This window comes from Shewanella sp. KCT, assembly GCF_007636505.1.
Classification (GTDB): domain Bacteria; phylum Pseudomonadota; class Gammaproteobacteria; order Enterobacterales; family Shewanellaceae; genus Shewanella; species Shewanella halotolerans.
The window spans coordinates 87,660-108,459 of sequence record NZ_LVDJ01000008.1; the positions used below are offsets into that span (position 1 = coordinate 87,660).

At 53.2% G+C, this 20,800-nt stretch carries 23 protein-coding genes; 16 read left to right on the top strand and 7 right to left on the bottom strand.

The features are described 5' to 3' along the window. Positions 1-78: 78 nt before the first annotated feature. Positions 79-834, bottom strand: coding sequence for a bifunctional demethylmenaquinone methyltransferase/2-methoxy-6-polyprenyl-1,4-benzoquinol methylase UbiE (gene ubiE / locus AYI87_RS12760; RefSeq protein WP_011867169.1), 756 nt, complete (start codon positions 832-834; stop codon positions 79-81). A 213-nt stretch (positions 835-1,047) separates the two neighbouring features. Next, positions 1,048-2,091 carry a formimidoylglutamase gene (locus AYI87_RS12765; protein ID WP_144202593.1) on the bottom strand — a complete coding sequence of 348 codons (1,044 nt, stop codon included), beginning with the start codon at positions 2,089-2,091 and terminating at the stop codon, positions 1,048-1,050. Between the two features lie 865 nt (positions 2,092-2,956). On the opposite strand from AYI87_RS12765, the gene AYI87_RS12770 reads away from it, so the two are divergent. The 7 genes from AYI87_RS12770 (at position 2,957) to AYI87_RS12795 (ending at position 7,598) form a co-directional block, all read left to right on the top strand. Continuing rightward, positions 2,957-3,202 carry a hypothetical protein gene (locus tag AYI87_RS12770; RefSeq protein ID WP_144202595.1) on the top strand — a complete coding sequence of 82 codons (246 nt, stop codon included), beginning with the start codon at positions 2,957-2,959 and terminating at the stop codon, positions 3,200-3,202. Positions 3,203-3,366: 164 nt separating this feature from the next. Then, a complete protein-coding gene (locus AYI87_RS12775; protein ID WP_144202597.1) occupies positions 3,367-3,762 on the top strand; it encodes a hypothetical protein in 396 nt (131 codons plus the stop codon). Positions 3,763-3,810: 48 nt separating this feature from the next. Continuing rightward, positions 3,811-4,221: a hypothetical protein gene (locus AYI87_RS12780; protein ID WP_144202599.1), complete on the top strand. Its 411-nt coding sequence runs from the start codon at positions 3,811-3,813 to the stop codon at positions 4,219-4,221. A 102-nt stretch (positions 4,222-4,323) separates the two neighbouring features. Next, the gene (locus AYI87_RS12785; RefSeq protein WP_144202601.1) at positions 4,324-4,833 is read left to right on the top strand and encodes a hypothetical protein; all 510 of its coding nucleotides are present in this window, start codon (positions 4,324-4,326) and stop codon (positions 4,831-4,833) included. Between the two features lie 114 nt (positions 4,834-4,947). Continuing rightward, positions 4,948-5,706: a hypothetical protein gene (locus tag AYI87_RS12790; RefSeq protein WP_144202603.1), complete on the top strand. Its 759-nt coding sequence runs from the start codon at positions 4,948-4,950 to the stop codon at positions 5,704-5,706. 110 nt (positions 5,707-5,816) lie between these two features. Continuing rightward, on the top strand, positions 5,817-5,939 hold the full coding sequence (locus AYI87_RS21445) for a hypothetical protein (RefSeq protein WP_260865136.1): 123 nt from the start codon (positions 5,817-5,819) through the stop codon (positions 5,937-5,939). 195 nt (positions 5,940-6,134) lie between these two features. Then, entirely contained in the window at positions 6,135-7,598 is a 1,464-nt protein-coding gene (locus AYI87_RS12795) for a serine hydrolase domain-containing protein (protein WP_144202605.1), read from the top strand. 147 nt (positions 7,599-7,745) lie between these two features. On the opposite strand, the gene rraA is transcribed toward AYI87_RS12795, so the two are convergent. After that, on the bottom strand, positions 7,746-8,231 hold the full coding sequence (gene rraA, locus AYI87_RS12800) for a ribonuclease E activity regulator RraA (protein ID WP_033539480.1): 486 nt from the start codon (positions 8,229-8,231) through the stop codon (positions 7,746-7,748). A gap of 335 nt (positions 8,232-8,566) precedes the next feature. Here rraA and AYI87_RS12805 point away from each other — a divergent pair, with 335 nt between their 5' ends. The 4 genes from AYI87_RS12805 to AYI87_RS12820 all read left to right on the top strand — a co-directional run bounded on the left by AYI87_RS12805 (position 8,567) and on the right by AYI87_RS12820 (position 13,812). Next, a complete protein-coding gene (locus AYI87_RS12805) occupies positions 8,567-8,821 on the top strand; it encodes a YgjV family protein (RefSeq protein WP_011867165.1) in 255 nt (84 codons plus the stop codon). Between the two features lie 104 nt (positions 8,822-8,925). Beyond that, positions 8,926-9,456, top strand: coding sequence for a phosphatase PAP2 family protein (locus tag AYI87_RS12810; protein ID WP_144202607.1), 531 nt, complete (start codon positions 8,926-8,928; stop codon positions 9,454-9,456). A 25-nt stretch (positions 9,457-9,481) separates the two neighbouring features. Further along, entirely contained in the window at positions 9,482-10,534 is a 1,053-nt protein-coding gene (locus tag AYI87_RS12815) for an MJ1255/VC2487 family glycosyltransferase (RefSeq protein ID WP_144202609.1), read from the top strand. Positions 10,535-10,614: 80 nt separating this feature from the next. Continuing rightward, on the top strand, positions 10,615-13,812 hold the full coding sequence (locus AYI87_RS12820) for an HD domain-containing phosphohydrolase (RefSeq protein ID WP_144202611.1): 3,198 nt from the start codon (positions 10,615-10,617) through the stop codon (positions 13,810-13,812). 83 nt (positions 13,813-13,895) lie between these two features. On the opposite strand, the gene accC is transcribed toward AYI87_RS12820, so the two are convergent. From accC to arfB, 4 genes are all read right to left on the bottom strand, one after another. After that, complete coding sequence (accC, locus tag AYI87_RS12825) at positions 13,896-15,248, bottom strand: acetyl-CoA carboxylase biotin carboxylase subunit (protein WP_144202793.1); 1,353 nt, start codon at positions 15,246-15,248, stop codon at positions 13,896-13,898. A gap of 54 nt (positions 15,249-15,302) precedes the next feature. Beyond that, entirely contained in the window at positions 15,303-15,731 is a 429-nt protein-coding gene (gene accB / locus AYI87_RS12830) for an acetyl-CoA carboxylase biotin carboxyl carrier protein (RefSeq protein WP_144202613.1), read from the bottom strand. 6 nt (positions 15,732-15,737) lie between these two features. Then, the gene (gene aroQ, locus AYI87_RS12835) at positions 15,738-16,190 is read right to left on the bottom strand and encodes a type II 3-dehydroquinate dehydratase (RefSeq protein WP_144202615.1); all 453 of its coding nucleotides are present in this window, start codon (positions 16,188-16,190) and stop codon (positions 15,738-15,740) included. 116 nt (positions 16,191-16,306) lie between these two features. Then, the gene (gene arfB / locus AYI87_RS12840) at positions 16,307-16,717 is read right to left on the bottom strand and encodes an alternative ribosome rescue aminoacyl-tRNA hydrolase ArfB (protein WP_144202617.1); all 411 of its coding nucleotides are present in this window, start codon (positions 16,715-16,717) and stop codon (positions 16,307-16,309) included. A gap of 112 nt (positions 16,718-16,829) precedes the next feature. Between arfB and AYI87_RS12845 the strand changes: the two genes are divergently transcribed. The 5 genes from AYI87_RS12845 (at position 16,830) to AYI87_RS12865 (ending at position 20,797) form a co-directional block, all read left to right on the top strand. Further along, complete coding sequence (locus AYI87_RS12845) at positions 16,830-17,213, top strand: STAS/SEC14 domain-containing protein (RefSeq protein WP_011867157.1); 384 nt, start codon at positions 16,830-16,832, stop codon at positions 17,211-17,213. 49 nt (positions 17,214-17,262) lie between these two features. Continuing rightward, complete coding sequence (locus tag AYI87_RS12850; protein ID WP_011867156.1) at positions 17,263-17,445, top strand: DUF3012 domain-containing protein; 183 nt, start codon at positions 17,263-17,265, stop codon at positions 17,443-17,445. A 141-nt stretch (positions 17,446-17,586) separates the two neighbouring features. After that, entirely contained in the window at positions 17,587-18,018 is a 432-nt protein-coding gene (locus AYI87_RS12855) for a hypothetical protein (RefSeq protein WP_144202619.1), read from the top strand. Between the two features lie 211 nt (positions 18,019-18,229). Next, positions 18,230-19,510, top strand: a complete 1,281-nt coding sequence (locus tag AYI87_RS12860) for a TolC family protein (RefSeq protein WP_144202621.1) — start codon at positions 18,230-18,232, stop codon at positions 19,508-19,510. An 81-nt stretch (positions 19,511-19,591) separates the two neighbouring features. Next, positions 19,592-20,797 (top strand): efflux RND transporter periplasmic adaptor subunit, encoded by a 1,206-nt coding sequence (locus AYI87_RS12865; protein WP_144202622.1) that lies wholly within the window; start codon positions 19,592-19,594, stop codon positions 20,795-20,797. The last annotated feature ends 3 nt before the right edge of the window (positions 20,798-20,800 follow it).

The following is a 20,800-nucleotide window of genomic DNA, read 5'->3' on the forward strand; positions in this document are numbered from 1 at the left end:
ACAACAAAAAGGCGACAACAAAAAGGCCCCGACTTTGCGGGGCCTCTTTCGATATAAAGATCGCTATTCGAACCAATATTAGAACTTGTAACCCTTGTGCAGGGCGACGATACCGTCTGTCATATTGGTGTATTCCACCTGCTCGAATCCGGCATCTACCATCATTCCTTTAAGGGTTTCCTGATCCGGATGCATGCGGATAGACTCGGCCAGATACTCATAGCTGCCGGCATCCTGAGTGATGATATCGCCCATCTTAGGCAGTATCTTGAAGCTGTAGAGATCGTAGACTTTACGCATCAGGTCGTGCTGTGGCTTAGAGAACTCGAGGATCAGCAGCTTGCCGCCTGGCTTAAGCACGCGCAGCATAGAGCGGATCGCCGCATCCTTGTCGGTCACGTTACGCAGGCCGAAGGCGATGGTGATGATATCGAAGTGGTTGTCTGGGAAAGGCAGCGCCTCGGCGTTTGCCTGCACATAGTTGACGTTACCCACAACGCCACGGTTACGCAGCTTCTCGCGGCCCACTTTCAGCATGGAATCGTTGATGTCGGCCAGGGTCACCTGACCCGTGTTACCCACGATATGGGAAAACTTGGCGGTTAGGTCGCCTGTGCCACCGGCGAGATCCAGTACCTTCATGCCCGGACGCGCACCCGCACTCTCTATGGTAAAACGCTTCCACAGACGGTGAATACCAAAGGACATGACATCGTTCATGATGTCGTATTTGGCGGCGACCGAGTGAAAGACGTCGGCCACTAGGTCTGCTTTCTTCTCAGCATCGACCGTCTTATATCCAAAGTGGGTACTGTTTGAGCTGCCCTCTGACATTACTGGCTTCCTGTTTATTGCTGCTGTTAACCGCGAGTGTAAGTGATTGACTCAGTTTGCTGAATCATTGGTCTATCACTCTGTGATCGATGTAAATAATCCGTGCACAATTAATTGAAAAATGCGTGATAGCGCAGAGTTTCAACCAGAGTTTCAAAAACGAGGAGCGCATTACAGCACAATATTAGCAATATGCCAAATGCGCAGAGTGACTTACCCCAGGGGATGTTGTGCCAGTCGTCCCTGGATATAGGCGTAGATCAGCTCGCCGATGCTCTGGCCCGTCTCCCGGCGACCGGCCTCGACACCCGCCACGTGACAGCTTGGCGCCGCCTCGGCCAGATGCAGGTAAGCGGCTGGCGTCTTGCTGGCCACCTGATTCACATAATAGAGGGCGTCGAGTAGGGGGATCCCCGCCGCGGTCGAGGCGCTGCTGGGCATGTTAGTGATGGCGTCGAGATCCAGTTCCAGCGCCACCGGCAGATCGCTGGCGTTGAGGTCCTCGACTATCGTCTTGAGCGCCTGCTCCAGGCTTGTCTCGCGTCTGACCCAGATAGCCTGTAGCGTGTGCCACTTGCCGCCGAAGGCCGTTAGCTGCTCCAGGGTCTGCTGACTGTTTTTCAGCTCATGTAGCCCCAGCACATGATAGTGTCCCAAGGCGCCGCTGGCGGCGGCATAGCTGAAACCATTGCCGCTGTGGCGGCCCTCTCGCGGGCGAAAGTCTGAGTGGGGGTCTAAGTTAACCGCCGCTACCATTTTTCCTGTCGCCTGCTTGGTGGCCATCAAGAGGCCATAGGCGTTGTTATGCCCGCCGCCGATCACAATCGGCTCTAGGCCGGCCGCCATGATCTCGCCGACTATCTCGATTACCCGCTCATCTAGCTTGTCGACATTGTCCCTCAGGGCCTGCGCGCTGCGGCCCTCCGGCAGCTGTAGATCGTCTGTGGCGATCTGCCCCAGCACCAGGCAGTGGCCGCCGTCGAGAAACTGATTCGACTGGAAGTTACAAAACTGCGCCATGGCGGCCTCGAAGCCATCGACGGCGCCGCCGCGTCCCAGGTTGGCCCTGGGGCCGATATCTTCGCCTATGCCTAAGATGACGAAGCGCACCCCGTCGGCCTTGGCCTTTGCCAGCTGCTCGCCGAGCGGTGTCTTGCCCTCATAACAATGAATTGTCTGGCCTATCTTGGTTTCGCCCTCGCGCTTGGCGACAAAGCCCTGGCAACGCTCGGCGGTAAATGGAATTAGGGTTTGCATTATGGGTTCTGTTTTTTGTTGTTGATGCAAAGGTGGGGTAATTTTAATGGATAAAATTTAGAAAAGTTTGATTTTTTTGTGGGCTGCACAAATTTCAGTTTTTTGGATTAGATTTTGGGGGATTCAGTTTGAGCAACTGGTGATGGGATTCGAATGTTAGGCCCGTTGCGGCATAGGTGTCGGATGGTTGTTTGAGGGGCGTACCTTCATGGCAATCAATCACCTGCGGTGGGCTTACGTGCAAACACTATTTTGGCTCGCTGTGAATATGTCCCTATACGCTCCGCGGCGGCTTCCCTGCCGCCGAGGGCCAAAATCGTGTTTACACTGGGTATCTAACGTCTCTTCGATTTGGCTTTAATTGGATGGGCTAGCTTTCTCGTTTTTTCCAACTGTAGCGTTTAGCTGAATGCTTGTTGGAAGGGAGTTTGAAGATCGCACCTTCATGGCAACTTAACACCTGCGGTGGGCATATGTGTAGATATATCTGCTACATGCCGATTCTTTATTACAAAGAGAGTCATCCGTGGAGGCTCGTCGACGGCATCTGACCTACGTGGATGTTAGGGAATGCCAAAAAATGTAGGGAACATTTTTGGCCCTGTCACGGAAGCTCACTAGTGTATCTGCACTCGGTATCTAACGCTTCTTCGATTTGGCGGCATAGTAGACAAGCATTCAGTCGTATTTAAATTATGTGAGTTTTGGGTGATTTTAAGTCCGTGTTCGTCCGCGTTTTTCAGGATGGTGTCTTGAATTGAAAGCTGATAAGTTCTTTGGAATACAGCTGGTTAGTTAAGAGTGTTTTTACCGGTCTGATGGGGTAAATGCGCAGGTGCGCTAATAAAATATTATGAGGCAAAATATGGGTAAAAAGTATCTGATTTTGTTATTTTTATTGGCCTCAAAATTTTCTTTAGCAGAAGATGTAGAAACAATCTGTGTGGAAATTGATGAGGGAGGCACTGAGTCAGTTAATGGCTTTTGTATTTCACAAGAGCTGTTGAGAGAGTCTTCAGTAACTATACATTACGGTGATGATTACTGGGCCTGGAACCAGTGCGAGACTATTTTGCACTTTAATCTAGAACCGATGCTGAATGGCTCATAGCAAGCTGTTTAATAGTAGATAAAATTACATTGGCTTAGTTTCGCTCCACTTCACATTTTAGCCAACACAATTTTGCCCATTAACTAGGCGTTAGACTTCATATGACTAGAGCAATATTTTTGGTGGTCATTCTTTATGCCACAGCTAGCGCACAAGGAGAAACTGTGAGTATCCAAGATCATCCTAGATATGGTGAAAACCCGATATACCTGTTTTTAGAGGCATACATCCAAGATGTCATAGGGTATCTACCCAAAGAGAAATCTGATTCTATTCAGAGTATGAATATTCAAAAAATATTTAACACTCAGGCGTCAGAATGGCATTCAGTAATTGAGGAAATACTTCACTTATCAAGCAATATCGATGTCGCCATACTTGATTTATGGTATCGGAATCGTGAGCATTTTAAATCGGATTCAGGTGAATGTGATCCGGTGTGGTTCAGCCAAATATTCACTGACGAATATATGAAAGATGACAGCCAAGTTGATGTATGGCCAGAAGGCGCGCTTGAAGCTGCAAAGGAAAGAATTAAACATGCTCAATCAAAAAGCTAAGCATAACAAGTCAACTTTACCAATCCTGTGTGTGAGGTATTATAAAGCGTGAAAATAGATAACGATTATCTTCTTGATTCTCTATGTATCTTCGATAAACATCGAGGAGTTGATGATGATTTTATTCAATCTAGGCTAATTGGTTCTCCTATCGTACATATGGATATTGATGAAATCTCCAGATTAATCGCTGAATATATCGAAAATAAAATTGAATCAGATGCTCAACTGCTCTCAACCGCTTTGTTTGTGCTGGGAAAGACCTATGCGAATCAGTATAAAAACCTATATTTTTCAGTTATGAAATCCGCGCAAAAGTCTAATCCTTCGGCTTGTTATCAAGCTGCAATTGCTATAGAAAACTTGGGGGAACAAGTGTTTTTAGAGCGCTTTGAGCCAACCGATATTGAATCTGTATTGAGCTCTATAAATGTATACTTGGCGGCAAATGCTATATAACAAGTTGTTCAAGTTTACTTTGCCAGCCAAGGCTGGCTCCTTGGGACTGGCGCATTGCACCAGCCAATTATTAAAGTTTTATGTGCTTAAAGGGGGTTATCAGTGAAATGGAGTAAGTTGAAATCGCTGGTAGAAGACAAGTTTTCTCAATCCCTTAGCGGGAGAGTTGCTATTTTCAGCACAAGATATGGTAATTGTACTTGTGGTCACGCTTGGCTAACCCTTGATAAGGAAATTATCGCTAATTTCTGTACAAGAGCATTCTGGAATCGTGCCGCTGGTAATTACTATCTTAAGGATGGACGGTGGGTTACTGACTCACCAATTCCAGAGCATGTCTCTGCGAACCAGAAAAAGTCTTACGGAGAAATGGAATACGGTGAACTATCAAGGCAAGATGCTTATGAGGCCTGCTGGAGTTTCGTGCACGATCTTACTATTGATGAGTCAATATCTTCTGAAGACCCTTTAATTCAGTCCCTTGCAATGCTTGATAAACGCTTGGGAAAACGCAGATTAAAATCTATAGATCAAGCTAAGTTGCACCCTTTAGCAAAAAGGCTATTAACCGTGCGTCTAGAATCCGAAGGTGTTCGAGTGGTAAGCACATAACAATTTACTCAATAGGACGAAAAAAGCTTGGCTTGCGCTCCTGCTTAGTTAATTGGGGCTAAGGACTTATTACGCCGATTGAGAATGTTCTAGATTAGGAAAAATTGGAATACCATGGACAAGGCATTAAACATAGTGAACGTTGTTATACCTAACGCTTATCGTCGTGAGACGAGATTTTTTTGGTTTTTCTCACTTTTCATCACTTTCTTACTGTTCGGTGGCTTCGCGTCTAATTGGATTTCCAACCCTGACGTCCTAGGTCGAATTTCTCTAGTGACCGGGTTACATGGTGCATTCAGTGTGGCATGGTATTTATTACTATTAAATCAGATACAATTATCTGGTGCAGGTCGTTATTCCGCTCACAAAAACTTAGGGAAACTCAGTCTTCTTCTAGTAATTGCAATATTGATTACTGGCCCAATGATGGCGCTTGAATTCTATCAACGCCTAACAGATTTTGGCATATTTAATCCTGAAGATGCCCAAGCTAGAATTCGAGCGGGAGGCTTTTTAGGTGGAACTTTGCTCCAATGGCTAATTTTCTTAGCTCTCTATATTTTGGGCATTCTAAATATTAGCAATCCAGCCCACCATAAACGATTTATGGTTGCCGCAGCTATCCAACTGATGCCAGAGGGTCTTAATCGATTTACCCATTTATTGGCATTACCGGGTTATTCAATGTTTGTGTTGATGTTTTTAATCTACGTGACCCTTATGGCATATGACTGGAAGATTAAAAGTCGTATTTACATTAGTACACTATTATCATTTGGGTTATTTTTGGTTCTCACCGTAGCAATGAATACTGGTTTTAAAACACAGGCTTGGGGAGATTGGGCGGTAGGAATGGTTAACAGCCTGTAAAACCTGGCGGATAAGAATTGCCTTAAATTGTTCGAAAACTTTGCGGGCGTTATCTGTAAGGACTTACCCAAAAAAAGTAGACACCTTCTATAGTCAGAAAGAGGTGTCTCATGACGACAAAGAAAAGAACCAAGGCCTATACCCAAGAGTTTCGCGGCGAAGCCGTACGTCGAGCGAAATTTCCAAGCTTAAATCTCTCAGCCGATTTCGGCGTCAGCTTGATCTATGTCTAACGGCTCGGGTGACAGTGCAATACCTAAGTAATTGTCATTAGGGTAAATATCGGTAGACTATGCGCACTATCACTCGAAGCTAATTTAGATAACTCACTTCGGGTGTCATACCCTGCACCTTATACTTTTGCTACTTATCAAGCGCTATAAAGGGTGTTTTATCTCAACGATTACAATTAAGGAAATCCTGTTCTGATGTTTAGGAAAAACATTCGTCTCCGCTTACATGTTGTCTCATTAAGCACACTATTACTGATCGGTGGACTCTCACAGGTAAAAGCCGATGAAATAGACGATTTTCTGTTGGAGAAAATGCGCACAGCCAATATTCCCGGATTACAGCTGGCAGTCGTCAAAGACAATAAGCTGATAAAAAAAGCCAGCTATGGTCTGTCAAACTTGCAAGATCACGTCACAGTAAAAAACCATACCCCTTTTCCCATTTATTCGATGACGAAAGCCTTTACCGGTGTTGCTATTATGCAACTTGCCGCAGAGAACAAGTTATCGGTCAACGATCCGCTTTCAAAGCATTTAGATGATTTGCCTAAAGCGTGGCAACCACTAACTATCCGCCAGGTGCTAAGCCATACCTCTGGTCTACCCAAGATATTAAATGGTCATTGGGTTGATTTAATTGCCAATGGTCAACCCGAACCGGCGTGGCAGGAAGTACTTACCTTACCTATGCGTTATGAAATCAATACCCGTTTTGAATATAACCAAACAGGTTATATCTTGTTGGGTAAAATTATTGATAAGTTATCGGGCCAGCCGTTTGCCAACTATATTCAGCAAAATCAGTTAGCTAAGCTAGATATGCCTATCACCTTGGCGGCAGGTTTTGCCCATACTGAATCCATAGTTCCCAATCAGGCTCGTCCCTATTTTGCTGATAATCAGGGAAAGTTTCAGACAGTACAAATTACTTACGACCCCTTCTTTAGAACCGCGGCGGGTATGAGTGCAACCGCGACCGAGCTTGCTAATTACGCGATAGCGCTGCAACAACAAAAATTGCTCGATAAGGAGCTCCTTAAAGAGTTGTGGACACCTACTCGTTTAAATAATGGTCAAACCGCAGGCTTTAGTAATTTAGAAAATGGCTATGCCCTTGGCTGGCAGACGATTGGACGAGAACAGCATCCGGCAGTGAGTGCCAGTGGTGGCGATGCCACTTCAATGGTGATTTATCCTGAAGATAACTTAACCATCATTGTATTAACCAATAAGTTAGGTAGCTTACCTATATTCTTCATCGATGAAATTGCAGGCTTTTATTACCCTGAGATGAAAGCTGAAAATGGTTGGGGATTGTCAAAAGACTTATTCACACTTTTCCAAGGAATGAAAACACAGGGCTTTAACCAAGCCATTGCTTTAGCAGATAAAATGAAAGCAAGTGCACAGTTTGATGTGCAAGAAGTCAACCTTTTGGGCTATCGCTATGTGGCTAAAAATGACCTAGCAAAGGCATTAGAGATATTTAAGCTCAATGTTCATCTGTTTCCCGACTATGCCAATGCCTATGATAGCCTAGCTGAAACCTATGCTGCGCTTGGCAATAAGCTTGAAGCGATAGCTCATTACGAAAAAGTACTCGAGTTTTTGCCGCACAATCAACATGCCCTTAAGCAGCTAGCCCGGTTGAAACAATAACTAGCAGAAGTGGCTGCAGAGACAAGGGGCCATCGATAGGCCACAAAAAAGGACGACTCATGGTCGTCCTTTTTGCTTTCAGGCTAGGGCTAACTTATCTAGCCTAAACAGCCAAGCCAAAATCATCATGCCATTTCGGGCATCTGCTTAATCGATATCTAGTGGCTCGGGTGACAGGATGATGCCTGTGTTGTCAGCGTAGATATGGTCGGCTGGCAGGAAGGTGACGCCGCCGAAGTTAACCGGGATCTCCAGTTCGCCCACGCCGTGGCCGTCTGCGCCCACAGGGATAGAGGCCAGGGCCTGGATGCCTATGTCCAGATCTTCCAGTGCGTCGACATCGCGCACCGAACCATAAACGATAATGCCTTCCCAGTTATTTGCCACGGCGATCTCGGCGATGCTCGCGTCGATCAAGGCGCGGCGCAGAGATCCGCCACCATCGACCAGCAGTACTTTGCCTTCACCATCCTGTTGCAGCACTTCAGCGATTAATCCATTGTCTTCGAAGCATTTAATGGTGCTAATTGAACCGCCGAAAGAGCTACAACCACCGTAATTACTGAACATGGGTTCAACAACATCGACCACATCAATGTAAGTGTCACAAAGTTCTGAGGTGTTGTATTCCATAAGTCATACTCCTGTAGAGAGGCATTTTACTGGGATAAATCAGCAATATATTGTTACCAGCCAGTATATAAGGGATTCTTAAAAAGAAAAGCGTTATAACTCACGCTATTGGCGATAATAGCGGCGTTTGGCTAACTTGTTGTAATCTTTCTTACATTGCTTTCTTATTGTGCAAAAAACATGACCAAGGTCATTAAATAACGTATTTTAATTACAAGCTGGGGCTAAATTTGTTAGCATGTAGGCAGTAACGATTAACTTAACTTTAACTTGCTTTAGGGGCACGGATCCCCCAGTTAGCTTATGGATGGCAGAGGGCCTTAAGAAGGTGCCTTATGGAAGCTTCAAACACAATTGAACTAATTGGCTATTCCGCCTCAGTAATGGTGGCTATCTCTTTGATGATGAAAGATATAGTTTGGCTAAGATGTCTTAACTTTACCGGTTGTGCACTGTTTGTGATCTACGGGATCTACATCTCGGCCTGGCCGGTTGCCGGCATGAATGCCTTTGTTGCCTGTATCAACGTCTATCACCTAGTGAAGCTGTTCCGTGCCAAGACTCAGGTGGGTAAAACCGCCGAGGCCTAGTGTCTGCCGAGCTTTGCTGTCATAAATATTTAGGCTAGATGTCACCTAGGCGTCATAGCGAGTTTTTAGGCTCCTGATCATATCATCATGATCCGGAGCCTTTTATGTTTCAGACCTTAGCTAAGCTAGATCGTCAGGCCTTTGCCGCGATCAACGCCTATGGCGTGGCTTACCGTCTAAATCCTAAGGCCAGAGTCATCTCGGCCACGGGCGACGGACCATATTACCTCTATCTGTGTGTGCTCCTACAGCTGCTCGATGGGCGCGGTGAGACACTGTTCAATGCGGCGCTCACCGCCTTCATCATAGAGTTGCCCCTCTATCTGGTGCTGAAGAACAGCATTCGGCGCACGCGCCCCTGCCATCAGTCGCTGCCCGGCGGCAACGGTCTGATGCTGACCTTCGAGCCGTCAGACAAGTTCAGCCTGCCATCGGGCCACACGGCTGCGGCATTCGTGATGGCCAGTGCCATCGCCTGGTGTTATCCCACTTTCGCCTGGCTCGCCTTCGCTTGGGCCACGGCTATCGGTGTTTCGCGTATCATCTTGGGCGTGCATTACCCGCTGGATATTCTGGCTGGTGCCCTTCTGGGCGTGACGAGTTGCTACCTGGCATTACCTCTCGTCGGTCAATAAATCACTAGCAGGAGTCAGCACAAACATGCGTATTCTTTACGGCGTGCAAGGCACAGGGAATGGCCATCTTAGTCGTGCCAGAGTCATGGCAAAAGCCTTTAAAAATCAGCAGGTCGATGTCGATTTCTTCTTCTCGGGACGTGACAGTCAGCGCTACTTCGACATGCAGTGTTTCGGCGAGTATCGCACCCAGGCCGGATTAACCTTCGCGACCCAAAATGGCTGCGTCAGCATCGCCAAGACGGCGCTGCAGAACTCGGTGAGCGCCCTGGTGAAGGATGTGCGCGGCCTGGATCTCAGCGGTTACGACCTGGTGCTTAACGACTTCGAGCCCGTCTCTGCCTGGGCGGCGCGCATTCAGGGGGTGCCTTCTATCGGGGTGAGCCATCAGGCGGCGCTGCAATATGATGTGCCTAAGGTGGGCAATGGTTGGTTTAATCAGATGTTGCTTAACTACTTTGCCCCGGTCGATAGGGCGCTTGGCTGCCACTGGCACCACTTCGGCTTCCCCCTGCTGCCACCCTTCGTGGAGGTGAGCGAGGCGGTGGCCTATAACTCCCACGATATTCTGGTCTATCTGCCGTTCGAGTCGCCTGAGGATATCCATCAGCTGCTCAAAGACTTTAGCGAGTATCGCTTCTACGTCTTTCACGGCTCCGGCGCGCCTGCGGCGTGCGCCGACAACGTGATCTGGTCTGGCTTTAACCGCGAGGGCTTCAAGGCCAGGTTGGCCCAGTGCGGTGGGGTGATCGCCAGCGCCGGTTTCGAGCTGGCGAGTGAGGCGCTAACCCTGGGTAAGAAGCTGCTGGTGAAGCCGCTACACGGTCAGTTCGAGCAGCTGTCAAATGTGGCGGCGCTGGAACTGCTGGGGGCGGCCGAGAGCATGAAGTGGCTCGACCCCGCGGCGGTTAAGCGTTGGCTGCGGGCTTCCAAGCCAGAGCCTATCGACTATCCTCAAGTGGGCGATGCCTTAGTGACTTGGATAAAGCAGGGCAACTGGCATCAGGGAGAGCAGCTGTGTCAGGAGCTGTGGCAGCAGGTGGAGTTGCCCGAGTCCTGGCGCAAGAAAAGCCCCTAATCTGTGATTTTTTAGGGAGTTAATTCACTTTAAGCGTGGGGCATGCGGATCTCTGACTATACTCATTGGGTCGGATACTCATGGGAAAAGGACACCGCATGCTGGGCCTCACCTTAGCCAAACCCAAGCGGCTTACCATACGCGTTACCGTGGTGGGCACCTTTATCATCGCCACCCTGTTCACCGCCGTGGTGGCCATCGGCCTGCAGTATTATTTCAGCCAGCGTCTGGCCACCGAGGCCAGCCTCAAGCTCTACAATCAGAGCGCCGACAGCACAGGCAGTTACCTGAATCAGCTCGACAACCAGGCGATCAACACCACTAAGCTGGTGGCTAACTTCGAGGGCCTGTACACGCCCATGGGGCTGAGCCAAGAGGCCAAGCAGGTGTTTAGCCAGGCGATGCGCTCGGCCAGGTTTATCTACGCCATCTATCTCGGCAGCCCTGATGGGGATCTGTTCGAGCTGGTGAATCTCGATGCCCATCCTATAGTGCGACGGCAGCTCAAGGCTTCCTTGGAAGATCGCTGGGTGATCATCAGCATTCAAGGTAAGGGTCAGGGGCGTATCCGCGCCTTTCATTACTTAGACGCCGACTTTAATCAGCGCGCCAGCCGAATGGAGCCCACGGATTACGACGCCAGCATCCGCCCCTGGTTTATCGACGCCCGCCCTGACAAGGTGTTTAAGACAGAGCCCTACCTGTTTCAGAACCTGCAGGCGCCGGGGATCACCTATTCGATCCGCCTGCCGGGTAGCGATGCCGTGTTGGCGGTGGATGTGGCCCTGTCGAGCCTGGATGACTATCTGGCGCAGCTGGGTAGGGGAGATGCTCAAGATGGGCGCGAGGTCTATGTCTACCGCGCCAGTGGCGCCCTGGTAGCTTCCAATCGTCTGCAGGCGACTCAGGGGGAGATTCCCATGGCTAAGCCGCTGGCCTTGACCCCAGAGGAGCAGGCGCTGGTGGCCAATACCCCGGCGCTTATCGCCTCTAACGAGACCGATTGGCCGCCGATCGACTTTGCCGTGGCCGGCCGCCCCATGGGCTACAGCATAGACGTGCTTAATCTAGTGGCCGAGATGACGGGGCTAACCATCAACTATAACAATGGCTTCACCTGGCCGGAATTTGTCGACAAGTTCAAGGCGCGGGAGATCAACCTGCTGCACTCTGTGCTGAACAGCGAGGCCAATCAATCGCTTGGGGTCTTTAGTCAGCCCTTTCTGAGCATGCCCTTCGCCGCCGTGACAGGGCCGGATCAGGCGCCGATAAAGCATGTGGCCCAGCTGGCGGGCAGGCGGGTGGCCATTCCCAAGGGCTGGTCGATCATCCCCATCATCAGACAGTATTTTCCCGAGATCGAGGTGGTCGAGGTGTCATCGACCCGGGGCATACTGCAGGCGGTGAAAGAGGGGCGGGTGTTTGCGGCCATTGATAACAGCATAGTGCTGCACTACACGGCGCAGCAGTACTTTATCGACGATCTACAGTTTCACGAGGATCTGGATTACGCCCCCATCGACATTCACGCCGGGCTGAGCATAGTGATGCACCCGGAGAACGCCGACGTCATCGCACTGATCGACAGGGCGATCGCCCAGATCAGCCCAGGGCAGGTGCGGGCACTACGTAACAAATGGTTTGCCGAGGGGCAGCAGGTGGCCCCAGCCAATGTGCAGGGCACTGTGCCCTACAAGGCGCTGCTCGATATCGCTGCCGACCCCGGCCGGCAGAAGCAGCTTGTCGCCATCACGCTCAATGGCGAGCCCAGTTTTGTCTATGTTTCGCCGCTCGGAAGTCACGCCGCCGAGCAGGAGTTTTTTGCCATTCTGGTGCCCCAGGAGATGCTGCTGGCCTCTAGCTTGGATAAGGTGAAGAAGTCGATTGCCATCACAGGCCTCTGCTTGCTGCTGGCGTTGCCGTTTTCCTGGGTGTTTGCCTCCCCCATCATCTCACCGATAAAACTGTTGGCGCTGGAAAACCTCAAGGTGAAGTTCCGCCGCTATGACGAGGTGACCAAGGTGGACTCCTATATCAAGGAGATCGATGAGCTGGCGATCTCCCTGGTGGATATGTCCGAGTCGATTCGCCAGCACGAGCAGGATCACAAGGCACTGATGGACGCCTTCATCAAGTTGATCGCTCAGGCGATCGATGACAAATCTCCCTACACCGCAGGTCACTGTAACCGGGTGCCCGAGCTGGGGCTGATGCTGGCCGAGTATGCGGCCAAGTCGGATCTGCCCGCCTTCAAGGAATTTCGCTTCAAGAACGCCGATGAGCACAGGGAGTTTCGCATCGCCGCCTGGCTCCACGACTGCGGCAAGATCACCACGCCTGAGCATATCGTGGATAAGGGCAGCAAGCTGGAGTTGATCTACAACCGCATCCATGAGGTGCGCATGCGCTTCGAGGTGCTGTGGCGCGATGCCGAGATCCATTGTCTCGAGCAGTGCCAGGCAGATCCAGAACATGAGTCCGAGCATAGAGCTGAGCTTGAGCGGCGCCGCGAGCAGCTGACGGAGGATTTCGCCTTTATCGCCGGGGCCAACGTGGGCGGCGAGTTTATGGAGCAGGCCGATATCGACAGGTTGAAGGCCCTGGCTAAAATCACCTGGCAGCGCCACTTCGACGATCGTCTCGGCCTGTCGCCGGTGGAGGAGCTGAATTACCCTGAATTTTCCGCCGAGGTCAGTCTGCCGGTGACAGAGCAGCTGCTGGCCGATAAGCCCCAGCATGTGATCGCCCGTCACCGCCCCGAGCTGTTCGACCCTAAGTTTGGCATCAAGATGACGGTACCCGAAGCGCTCTACAATCAGGGCGAGATCTATAACCTCAGCATCTCTCGCGGCACCCTGACCGACGAAGACAGATTCAAGATCAATCAGCACATTACCAGCACCATCAAGATGCTGGAGAACCTGCCATTCCCGCCAGAGCTGGCCCGTGTGCCCCGTTATGCCTCCACCCATCACGAGACGCTGAAGGGGACCGGCTACCCGAGAAAGCTTACCGGCGAGCAGCTGTCGATACCCGAGCGCATCCTGGTGCTGGCGGATATCTTCGAGGCGCTCACCGCCGCCGACAGGCCCTACAAGAAGGCCAAGCCGCTGAGCGTCGCCATCGATATTTTGCATAAGATGGTGCTGGACAGCCACGTGGATGGTGAGGTGTTTAAGCTGTTTCTCACCAGCGGCATCTATCTGGAGTACGCCGAGCGTTATCTGGCGCCGGAGCAGATAGACGAGGTGGATATCGAAAAATATCTGGTAGCTTAGGTTGTTGGCATTAGCGGTTGTTGGCATTAGCGTCGGCATTGAAGCCTGGGCACTCATCTTCCAGGCACTTAGCTTCCAGACATTTATCGTCCAGGCAAGAAGGTCTCTTCCAGATAGTGAATCGAGGTCTCTCCCTGCTGCACCTTAGGATCGACCAGCAGCGCCCTGAGTAGGGGCACATTGGTCTTAACGCCAGTGATCACCAGCTCATCCAGTGCGGTGCGCATGCGGGCAATCGCCTGGGCTCTGTCGTCGCCCCAGGTGATCAGCTTGGCGATCATGGCGTCATAATAGGGCGGCACACTGGCGCCGGGGGACAGGTGAGATTCCCAGCGCACCCCCAGGCCGCCAGGCACCACGAGCCTGTCTATTCTCCCGGGAGAGGGGGCGAAGCTGGCGGGGTCTTCGGCGTTGATGCGGCACTCGATGGCGTGGCCCTGAGGCTGAATTAACGATTCTTTTAAGGCCTGGGGCTCGCCCTGGGCAACTCTGAGCTGCTGCACTAACAGGTCTACCCCGGTGACTATCTCTGTGATGGTGTGCTCCACCTGAATGCGGGTATTCATCTCCATGAAGTAGAACTCGCCATCTTGATAGAGAAACTCCAGGGTACCGGCGCCGCGATAGCCGATGGCCTGACAGGCCTTGATGCAGCTCTCACTTATCTGTTGGCGCTGCTCGGGCGATAACCCTGGCGCCGGAGCGGATTCAATCACCTTCTGCTGCGCTCTTTGCAGCGAGCAGTCACGCTCGCCGAGTGAGATGCAATGGCCCTGATGGTCGCAGAGCACCTGCACCTCGATATGACGTGGCCGGGTGAGATATTTCTCCAGGTAGACGCCGCCGTTGCCGAAGGCGGCTTCGGCCTCCTGGCGGGTGAGTGCGATGGCCCCAAGCAGCTGGGCCTCATTCTCGACGACCCGCATCCCCTTACCGCCACCTCCTGCGGTGGCCTTGATGATAAGCGGGTAACCGATTTGGGCCGCGACCTCTAGGCTCTGGGCCTCATTATCGCCCAGTAGGCCGTCTGAGCCGGGCACGGTCGGCACGCCTGCGGCCTTCATGGCGGCGATGGCGCTCACTTTGTCGCCCATCAGGCGTATGGTGTCGGCCTTGGGGCCGATGAAGTGAAAGCCGCTATCTACTACCTGCTGGGCGAAGTCGGCGTTTTCGGCCAGGAAGCCGTAACCCGGATGGATAGCATCGACCCTGGCGAGATCGGCGGCGCTTAAGATGGCGGCGATGTTGAGATAGCTCTCTTTGGCGGGGGCGGGGCCGATGCAGATCTGCTGGTCGGCGAGCCTCTGGTGGCCGCTATCTTTGTCGGCTCTGGAGTAGACGGCGACCGTCTTTATGCCCAGCTGGCGACAGGCGCGTATGATGCGCAGGGCAATTTCGCCGCGATTGGCGACCAGGACCTTGTCGAATCGACGCATCAAAGCTGTCACCTTAGCCTCCTGGAATTTAGATCTGCCTCTATTTGATCATCATTATTCGATTACCATTAGAGGCTGATCGAACTCGACGCCATCGCCGCTCTGGCAGAGTATCGCAGTCACCACGCCAGCGTGAGGTGCCTGAATTTGGTTCATCATCTTCATCGCCTCTATGATGCAGACAGGCTCGCCCTGTTCGACCCGCTGACCCAACTTGACCAGCGGCGCGGCATCGACCGCGGGGGCGAGATAGAAGGTGCCCACCATGGGGGAGCGCAGCAGCGTCTCCTCATCATAATCTTCCTGCTCGGACGGTTCTCCTGCGCCGGAGGAGCTAGCTTGAGTGACGCCAGCCTTTTGCTCGCTGGGCACGGCTGGTTGGCGGCAGAGGCGAATCGACTCCTCGCCCTCCTTGATCTCCAGCTCTGTGATGTCCGATGCCTGCACCAGCTCGATCAGTTTCTTTATCTTGCGAATATCCATGGCAGGCTACTTCTCCTGAGCGGCTCTGACGCGGGCGATGGCCGAGTCCAGCGCGTAGCGATAGCCTTGTTCTCCCAGGCCGCAGATGACGCCGACCGCCTTGTCTGAGAAGTAGGAGTGATGCCTGAAGGCCTCTCTGGCGTGCACGTTAGAGAGGTGCACCTCGATGAAGGGGATGGCGACGCCGAGCAGGGCGTCTCTCAGGGCCACGCTAGTGTGGGTGAAGGCCGCCGGATTAATGATGATGAAGTCGGCGTCGCTCTGATGTATGGCGTCGATCAGCTCATGTTCGGCGTTGGACTGAATATGATCCAGGCTGGCGCCATGCTCGGCAGCGAGTAGCTTAAGCTGCTCGACGATCTGCGCCAGGGTGTGATGACCATAGTGGCCGGGCTCGCGTCGACCCAGCAGGTTGAGGTTGGGGCCGTTTACCAGGAGAATTTTCACCGCTTTACTCATGCACAACACCTTATGGATTCAGTCTTTTAAGTCAGATACCTGCAACTTAGCACACTTATCGGCGATTTTGGCGTCTCGTTAGCAAAAATCAAGATGAGGCAAAGATTGAGGACGGATTAGAACTGCTTCTGCCTGAGGGCCTTGGTGGCGCCGCGCTGTTTCTTGCTATCGACCCGCCTGCGCTGGCTGGTCTTGGTAGGTTTAGTCGCGACCCGTTTCTTGGCGGTGTGGCCGACGCTGGCCACCAGGGCGATAAACTGCTCCAATGCCGTCTGACGGTTGGCATCCTGGCTGCGGCTGGCCTGACACTTGATGATGATCTTGCCGCTCTTGGTGATGCGGTGGTCGGCCATGGCGAGCAGGCGTTGCTGGTAAAACTCCGGCAGCGAGGATTGGCGAATGTCGAAGATCAGCTGAGCCGCGGTGGAGACCTTGTTGAGGTGCTGGCCACCGGCGCCGCTGGAGCGGATGAATTGCCATTCCAGTTCGTTATCGGCTATTTGGACGCGCTGAGAGATCTTTATCAACTGGGGGCTCGCTTGTCGGCATGTTCGGCTTATTTGATCTAGACCTGTATCATTGGCTAGTCAAAATGATGCAAAATGGTCGCCAAATTAGGCGCCTTCTCGGAGTGTGAGTATGTTATGTCAAATCGCCGATATCACCAATGGGGTGATCAGTTTATTTGCCAGCGGGCGATTGTCGACCCAGGACTATTGTAACAAGATAGTCCCCATCATTGAGGAATATCAGCAGGCCTCGGGCAAGGTGTGTCTCTATATCGAGGCCGACGTGCTGCTGGAAGGCTGGGAGAGCCAGTCACTCTCGGGCGTGGGTGAACTGCAACTGCCCAGGTTCGATGCCTTGGTGTTGGTGGGCGGGCCCGATTGGTTTGGTAACGCCGTGCGTCTCATGGGCCCCTTTATGCAAGGGGAGGTGGCGTGGTATGCTCTCGAGGATAAGCCCCAGGCTATCGAGTGGATCACCGCTAAGTTGAGTTGTCCACTGGTGCGCGAGTCTTAGGCTCGGTGACTGGGAACAACATTATCTGACCTCTTAAAGGAATATCCTCATGTTAAAATCTTCACTCTCTCTGACGTCTGCTGCACTGGCCCTGGCTCTGATGGCGTCACTTTCTGGCTGTGCTCCCGAGGTAGGTAGCGAAAAGTGGTGTAAGCAGATGGAAGATAAGCCTAAGGGTGACTGGACGGCCAACGAAGCCGCCGACTACACCAAGCACTGCGTATTCAAGTAATGGCGTAGCGGGTGGCAAGTGTGATCTGGCTGGCATGACGGGAGGAATCTCCTGTTAATTTAGCGATAGCCGTGGAACTATTTGCCACCCCTTGAGTCTGATTACTCGACCTTTTTACGCTTTTTCTCCTTTGGAGTTTGCTTGAGCCTCTTCTTTCGACAACTGGTTCACAAGATTGCCTTGATGATGATCGCCGTGGTCGCACTGCAGTTTGCAGGGGCGAATCTTGGCGCGCATCAGTTGCATCTTGGCAGCCATGAAGAGGAGAGCGAAACCCATCCCCATCTGCAGTTTACTGCCGAAGTGGTGAGCCTAGCTCAGTGTGTCGATTGCCAATGCGCCTTCGATGAGCCCGAGCTAGAGACGCCACATCAACACCAGATCAGCAAGACAGAGACTCAAACCTTCGATCTATGCCTCGACTGCCAGTGTCATGGCGGTCACGTGACCTTAGTGTCTCAGCTGGCCCTGACCCCTTCTGTGCCCGTGAGCGATGAACCTGCGAGCGCCAGATTGCACTACCTGCCACCAGAGCAACAAGCGGCTTATCGCCCACCTATCTTACTTTCTTAATCTTCTGAAAATAATGCCTTTTCAGGCCCTGTGCATGGCGCGGGCGCTGTTGGGTTACCGTTTTTTATCGGGCGTTTTCTGTTAATTGTCAGCCTTGGGCCGTGGTGAATTATCTTGCCGCGGGTCGATGCTGTGCATGGCCTGCCTGGCTAAGGTTAAGCCTGCCTTGGCAGGCCGCAGAGAAGCCTGATCCTTAAGATTAGGAATTGCGATGAGAAAGAACTTAATCGCCACCGCATTACTGGGCGCCATATGGGGCACGCCCCTGTTCGCCGAAACCCTTTACTCAGAAGCGGGAGAAATTGCGCCGGCCCCCTTGCTGGCACAGATAGAGCAGACAGGTTTTCAGGGCTGGCTCGCTCCCTTGATGAGTAAGGTGAATCAACTGCCAGAGATCCAGGCGCAGCAAGCCAAGGTGCGTCAGGCCCAGTTGTTGGTGGAGGCCGCCGACAGGCCCGTCTATAACCCTGAGCTGGGGGTGAGTTACCAAAATGCCAGCGAAGATACCTATACCCTGGAGGTGAGTCAGACCCTGGACTGGGGCGACAAGCGCGGAGTGGCGACACGTGTTGCCCAGCTCGAGGCCGAGATCTTGCTGGCCGACAATCGTCTGGCCCGCAGCCAGCTCTATGGCGAACTCCTGATGGCGCTGGTGGAGCAGGCGCAGCAGGCGAAATTACTCGCCTTTCAGGGACGTTTGCTAGAGAGCGCTAAACAGCAGGTCGCCATCGCCAAGCAACAGCTGGAGGCGGGGGCCCTGTCACAAGCCGAGCTGCAGTTGATGCAGCTGGATCTCGCCAGTAAGGCCGCGGATCACGCCAGTGCCGAGCAGGCCTCACTGGCCGCCGATGCCAGCGTGCTCAGCCGCTTTGGCGAGCTGGAGTTGCCCTTCGCCGAGTTTATCGGCGCCCTCAGTGTCGACACCAGTCAGGAGGTCGGCCCAGATCTGCCCGCGCTGGCCGGCGCCTACCAGCAGGTGATGATGGCCAAGCTGGCCAGCCAGCAGGTGGCGGCAGACACCAGCGCCGACCCCAGTATCAGCCTGAGCGCCGAGCGTGAAGGCGAGGAGAACAAGCTGGGAGTGGGGCTGTCGATCCCGATTCAGATCCGCAACGATTATCGCGAGGCCAAGGCCGCGGCAGGAACCCAGGTCGCCATCGCCGAGCAAGACTATCTGGCCCGTGAGCGTAGCCTCACTCAGGCCGCCAAACTCTTTCACCTAAGCCTGCCCAGGCTGCAGCAGCGTTACCGCGAGTGGCGTGAGTTGGTGCTCACCTCTGGCGCCGGTGTGCAGGATGCCCTGTCACAGCAATGGCGTGCGGGCGACATCAGCACCAGCGACTACCTGCAGGGGCAGAGGCAGCTGGCTAACAGCTATCTGGCGGGTCTCTCCCTCGAGAGCGCCCTCTACCGCAGCTGGCTCGACTGGATGGGGCAGAGCGGTCAGCTCGAGAACTATCTGCAGCGTCAACTCGGCCGCGAAGGCGTTTAGTCGCGCTAAGGCGCTAAAGCTAGCGAGCACGCTTTAGCGAGCGGATTTTAGCAAAACGGATAAAGAATTTAGGTGAGAAGTATGAATAATCAATTAAATAGAACACATTTTCTACAGCTAAGCCCACTGATGCGGGCCATGGGCTTTGGCGTCTTGATGAGCATGACGGCCGTAGGCGGGGTTGCTCTCGGCGCCGAGGGGCATGATCACGCTGCGGAGACTGCTAAGGGGCAAATGTCTCAAGAGCTGATGAAAGAACAAAGTCATGGCGACGAAGAAGCTCATGGCGGCGAGCTAGTGCTCAGCGAAGAGCAGCGTCAGCTGGCGGGGATCCGTGTGGAGCAGGTAAGCAGTCAGGGCTTCAGTCTGGCCGCAGTCGCAACTGCCACCCTGGTGGTGGACAGGGAGCGCACCGTGACCCTGGCGCCCCAGCTGGATGTGCGGGTGTTGGCGCGTCATGTGGTGCCGGGACAGGAGGTCACCAAGGGCCAGCCCCTGTTGACTCTGGGGGGCGCAGCCGTGGCTCAGGCCCAGGCGGATTACATCAATGCCGCGGCCGAGTGGGGCCGTGTTAAACGCATGAGCCAGAGCGCGGTGAGTGCCAGCCGCCGTCTGCAGGCGCAGGTGGATGCCGAACTCAAGCGCGCCATACTCGGCGCCCTCAAGATGACGCCGGCGCAGATCAAGGCGCTGGAGTCGGATCCAGAGACGATCGGCAGTTATCAGCTGCTGGCGCCGCTCGACGGCCGGGTACAGCAGGATGTGGCCATGAAAGGCCAGGTGTTCAGCGGTGGTACCGCCCTGATGCAGCTCACCGACGAGTCTCACCTCTGGGTCGAAGCTCAGGTGACGCCGAGCCAGTCTCAACAGATCAAGGTGGGCAGCAAGGCGCTGGTGAAAGTGGGCGACTTTAGCCTGGAGGCCGAAGTGATTGGCCGCTCCCATGAGATCGACGCCGTCACCCGCACCGAGCAGATCCTGGTGGCCTTCGCCAACCCAGGCCATGTGCTGCACGCGGGTCAGTTTGCCGAGATCTATCTGGCCGACAACAGCCAGGATGGGGTGATCTTGCCCGATGCGGCGCTGACCCGCGGCGGTGACGGCGACTGGCAGGTGTTTGTCGAAGAGGGGGATGGCTTCGAGGCCGTCGAGGTCGAGGTGAGTGAGCGCCAACGTGGCATGAACCTGGTGCAGGGGCTGAGCCCCAAGATGCGGGTGGTGGTCTCGGGCGCCTTCTTCCTGGCGTCAGAGCAGGCCAAGTCAGGCTTCGATATTCACAACCACTAAGAG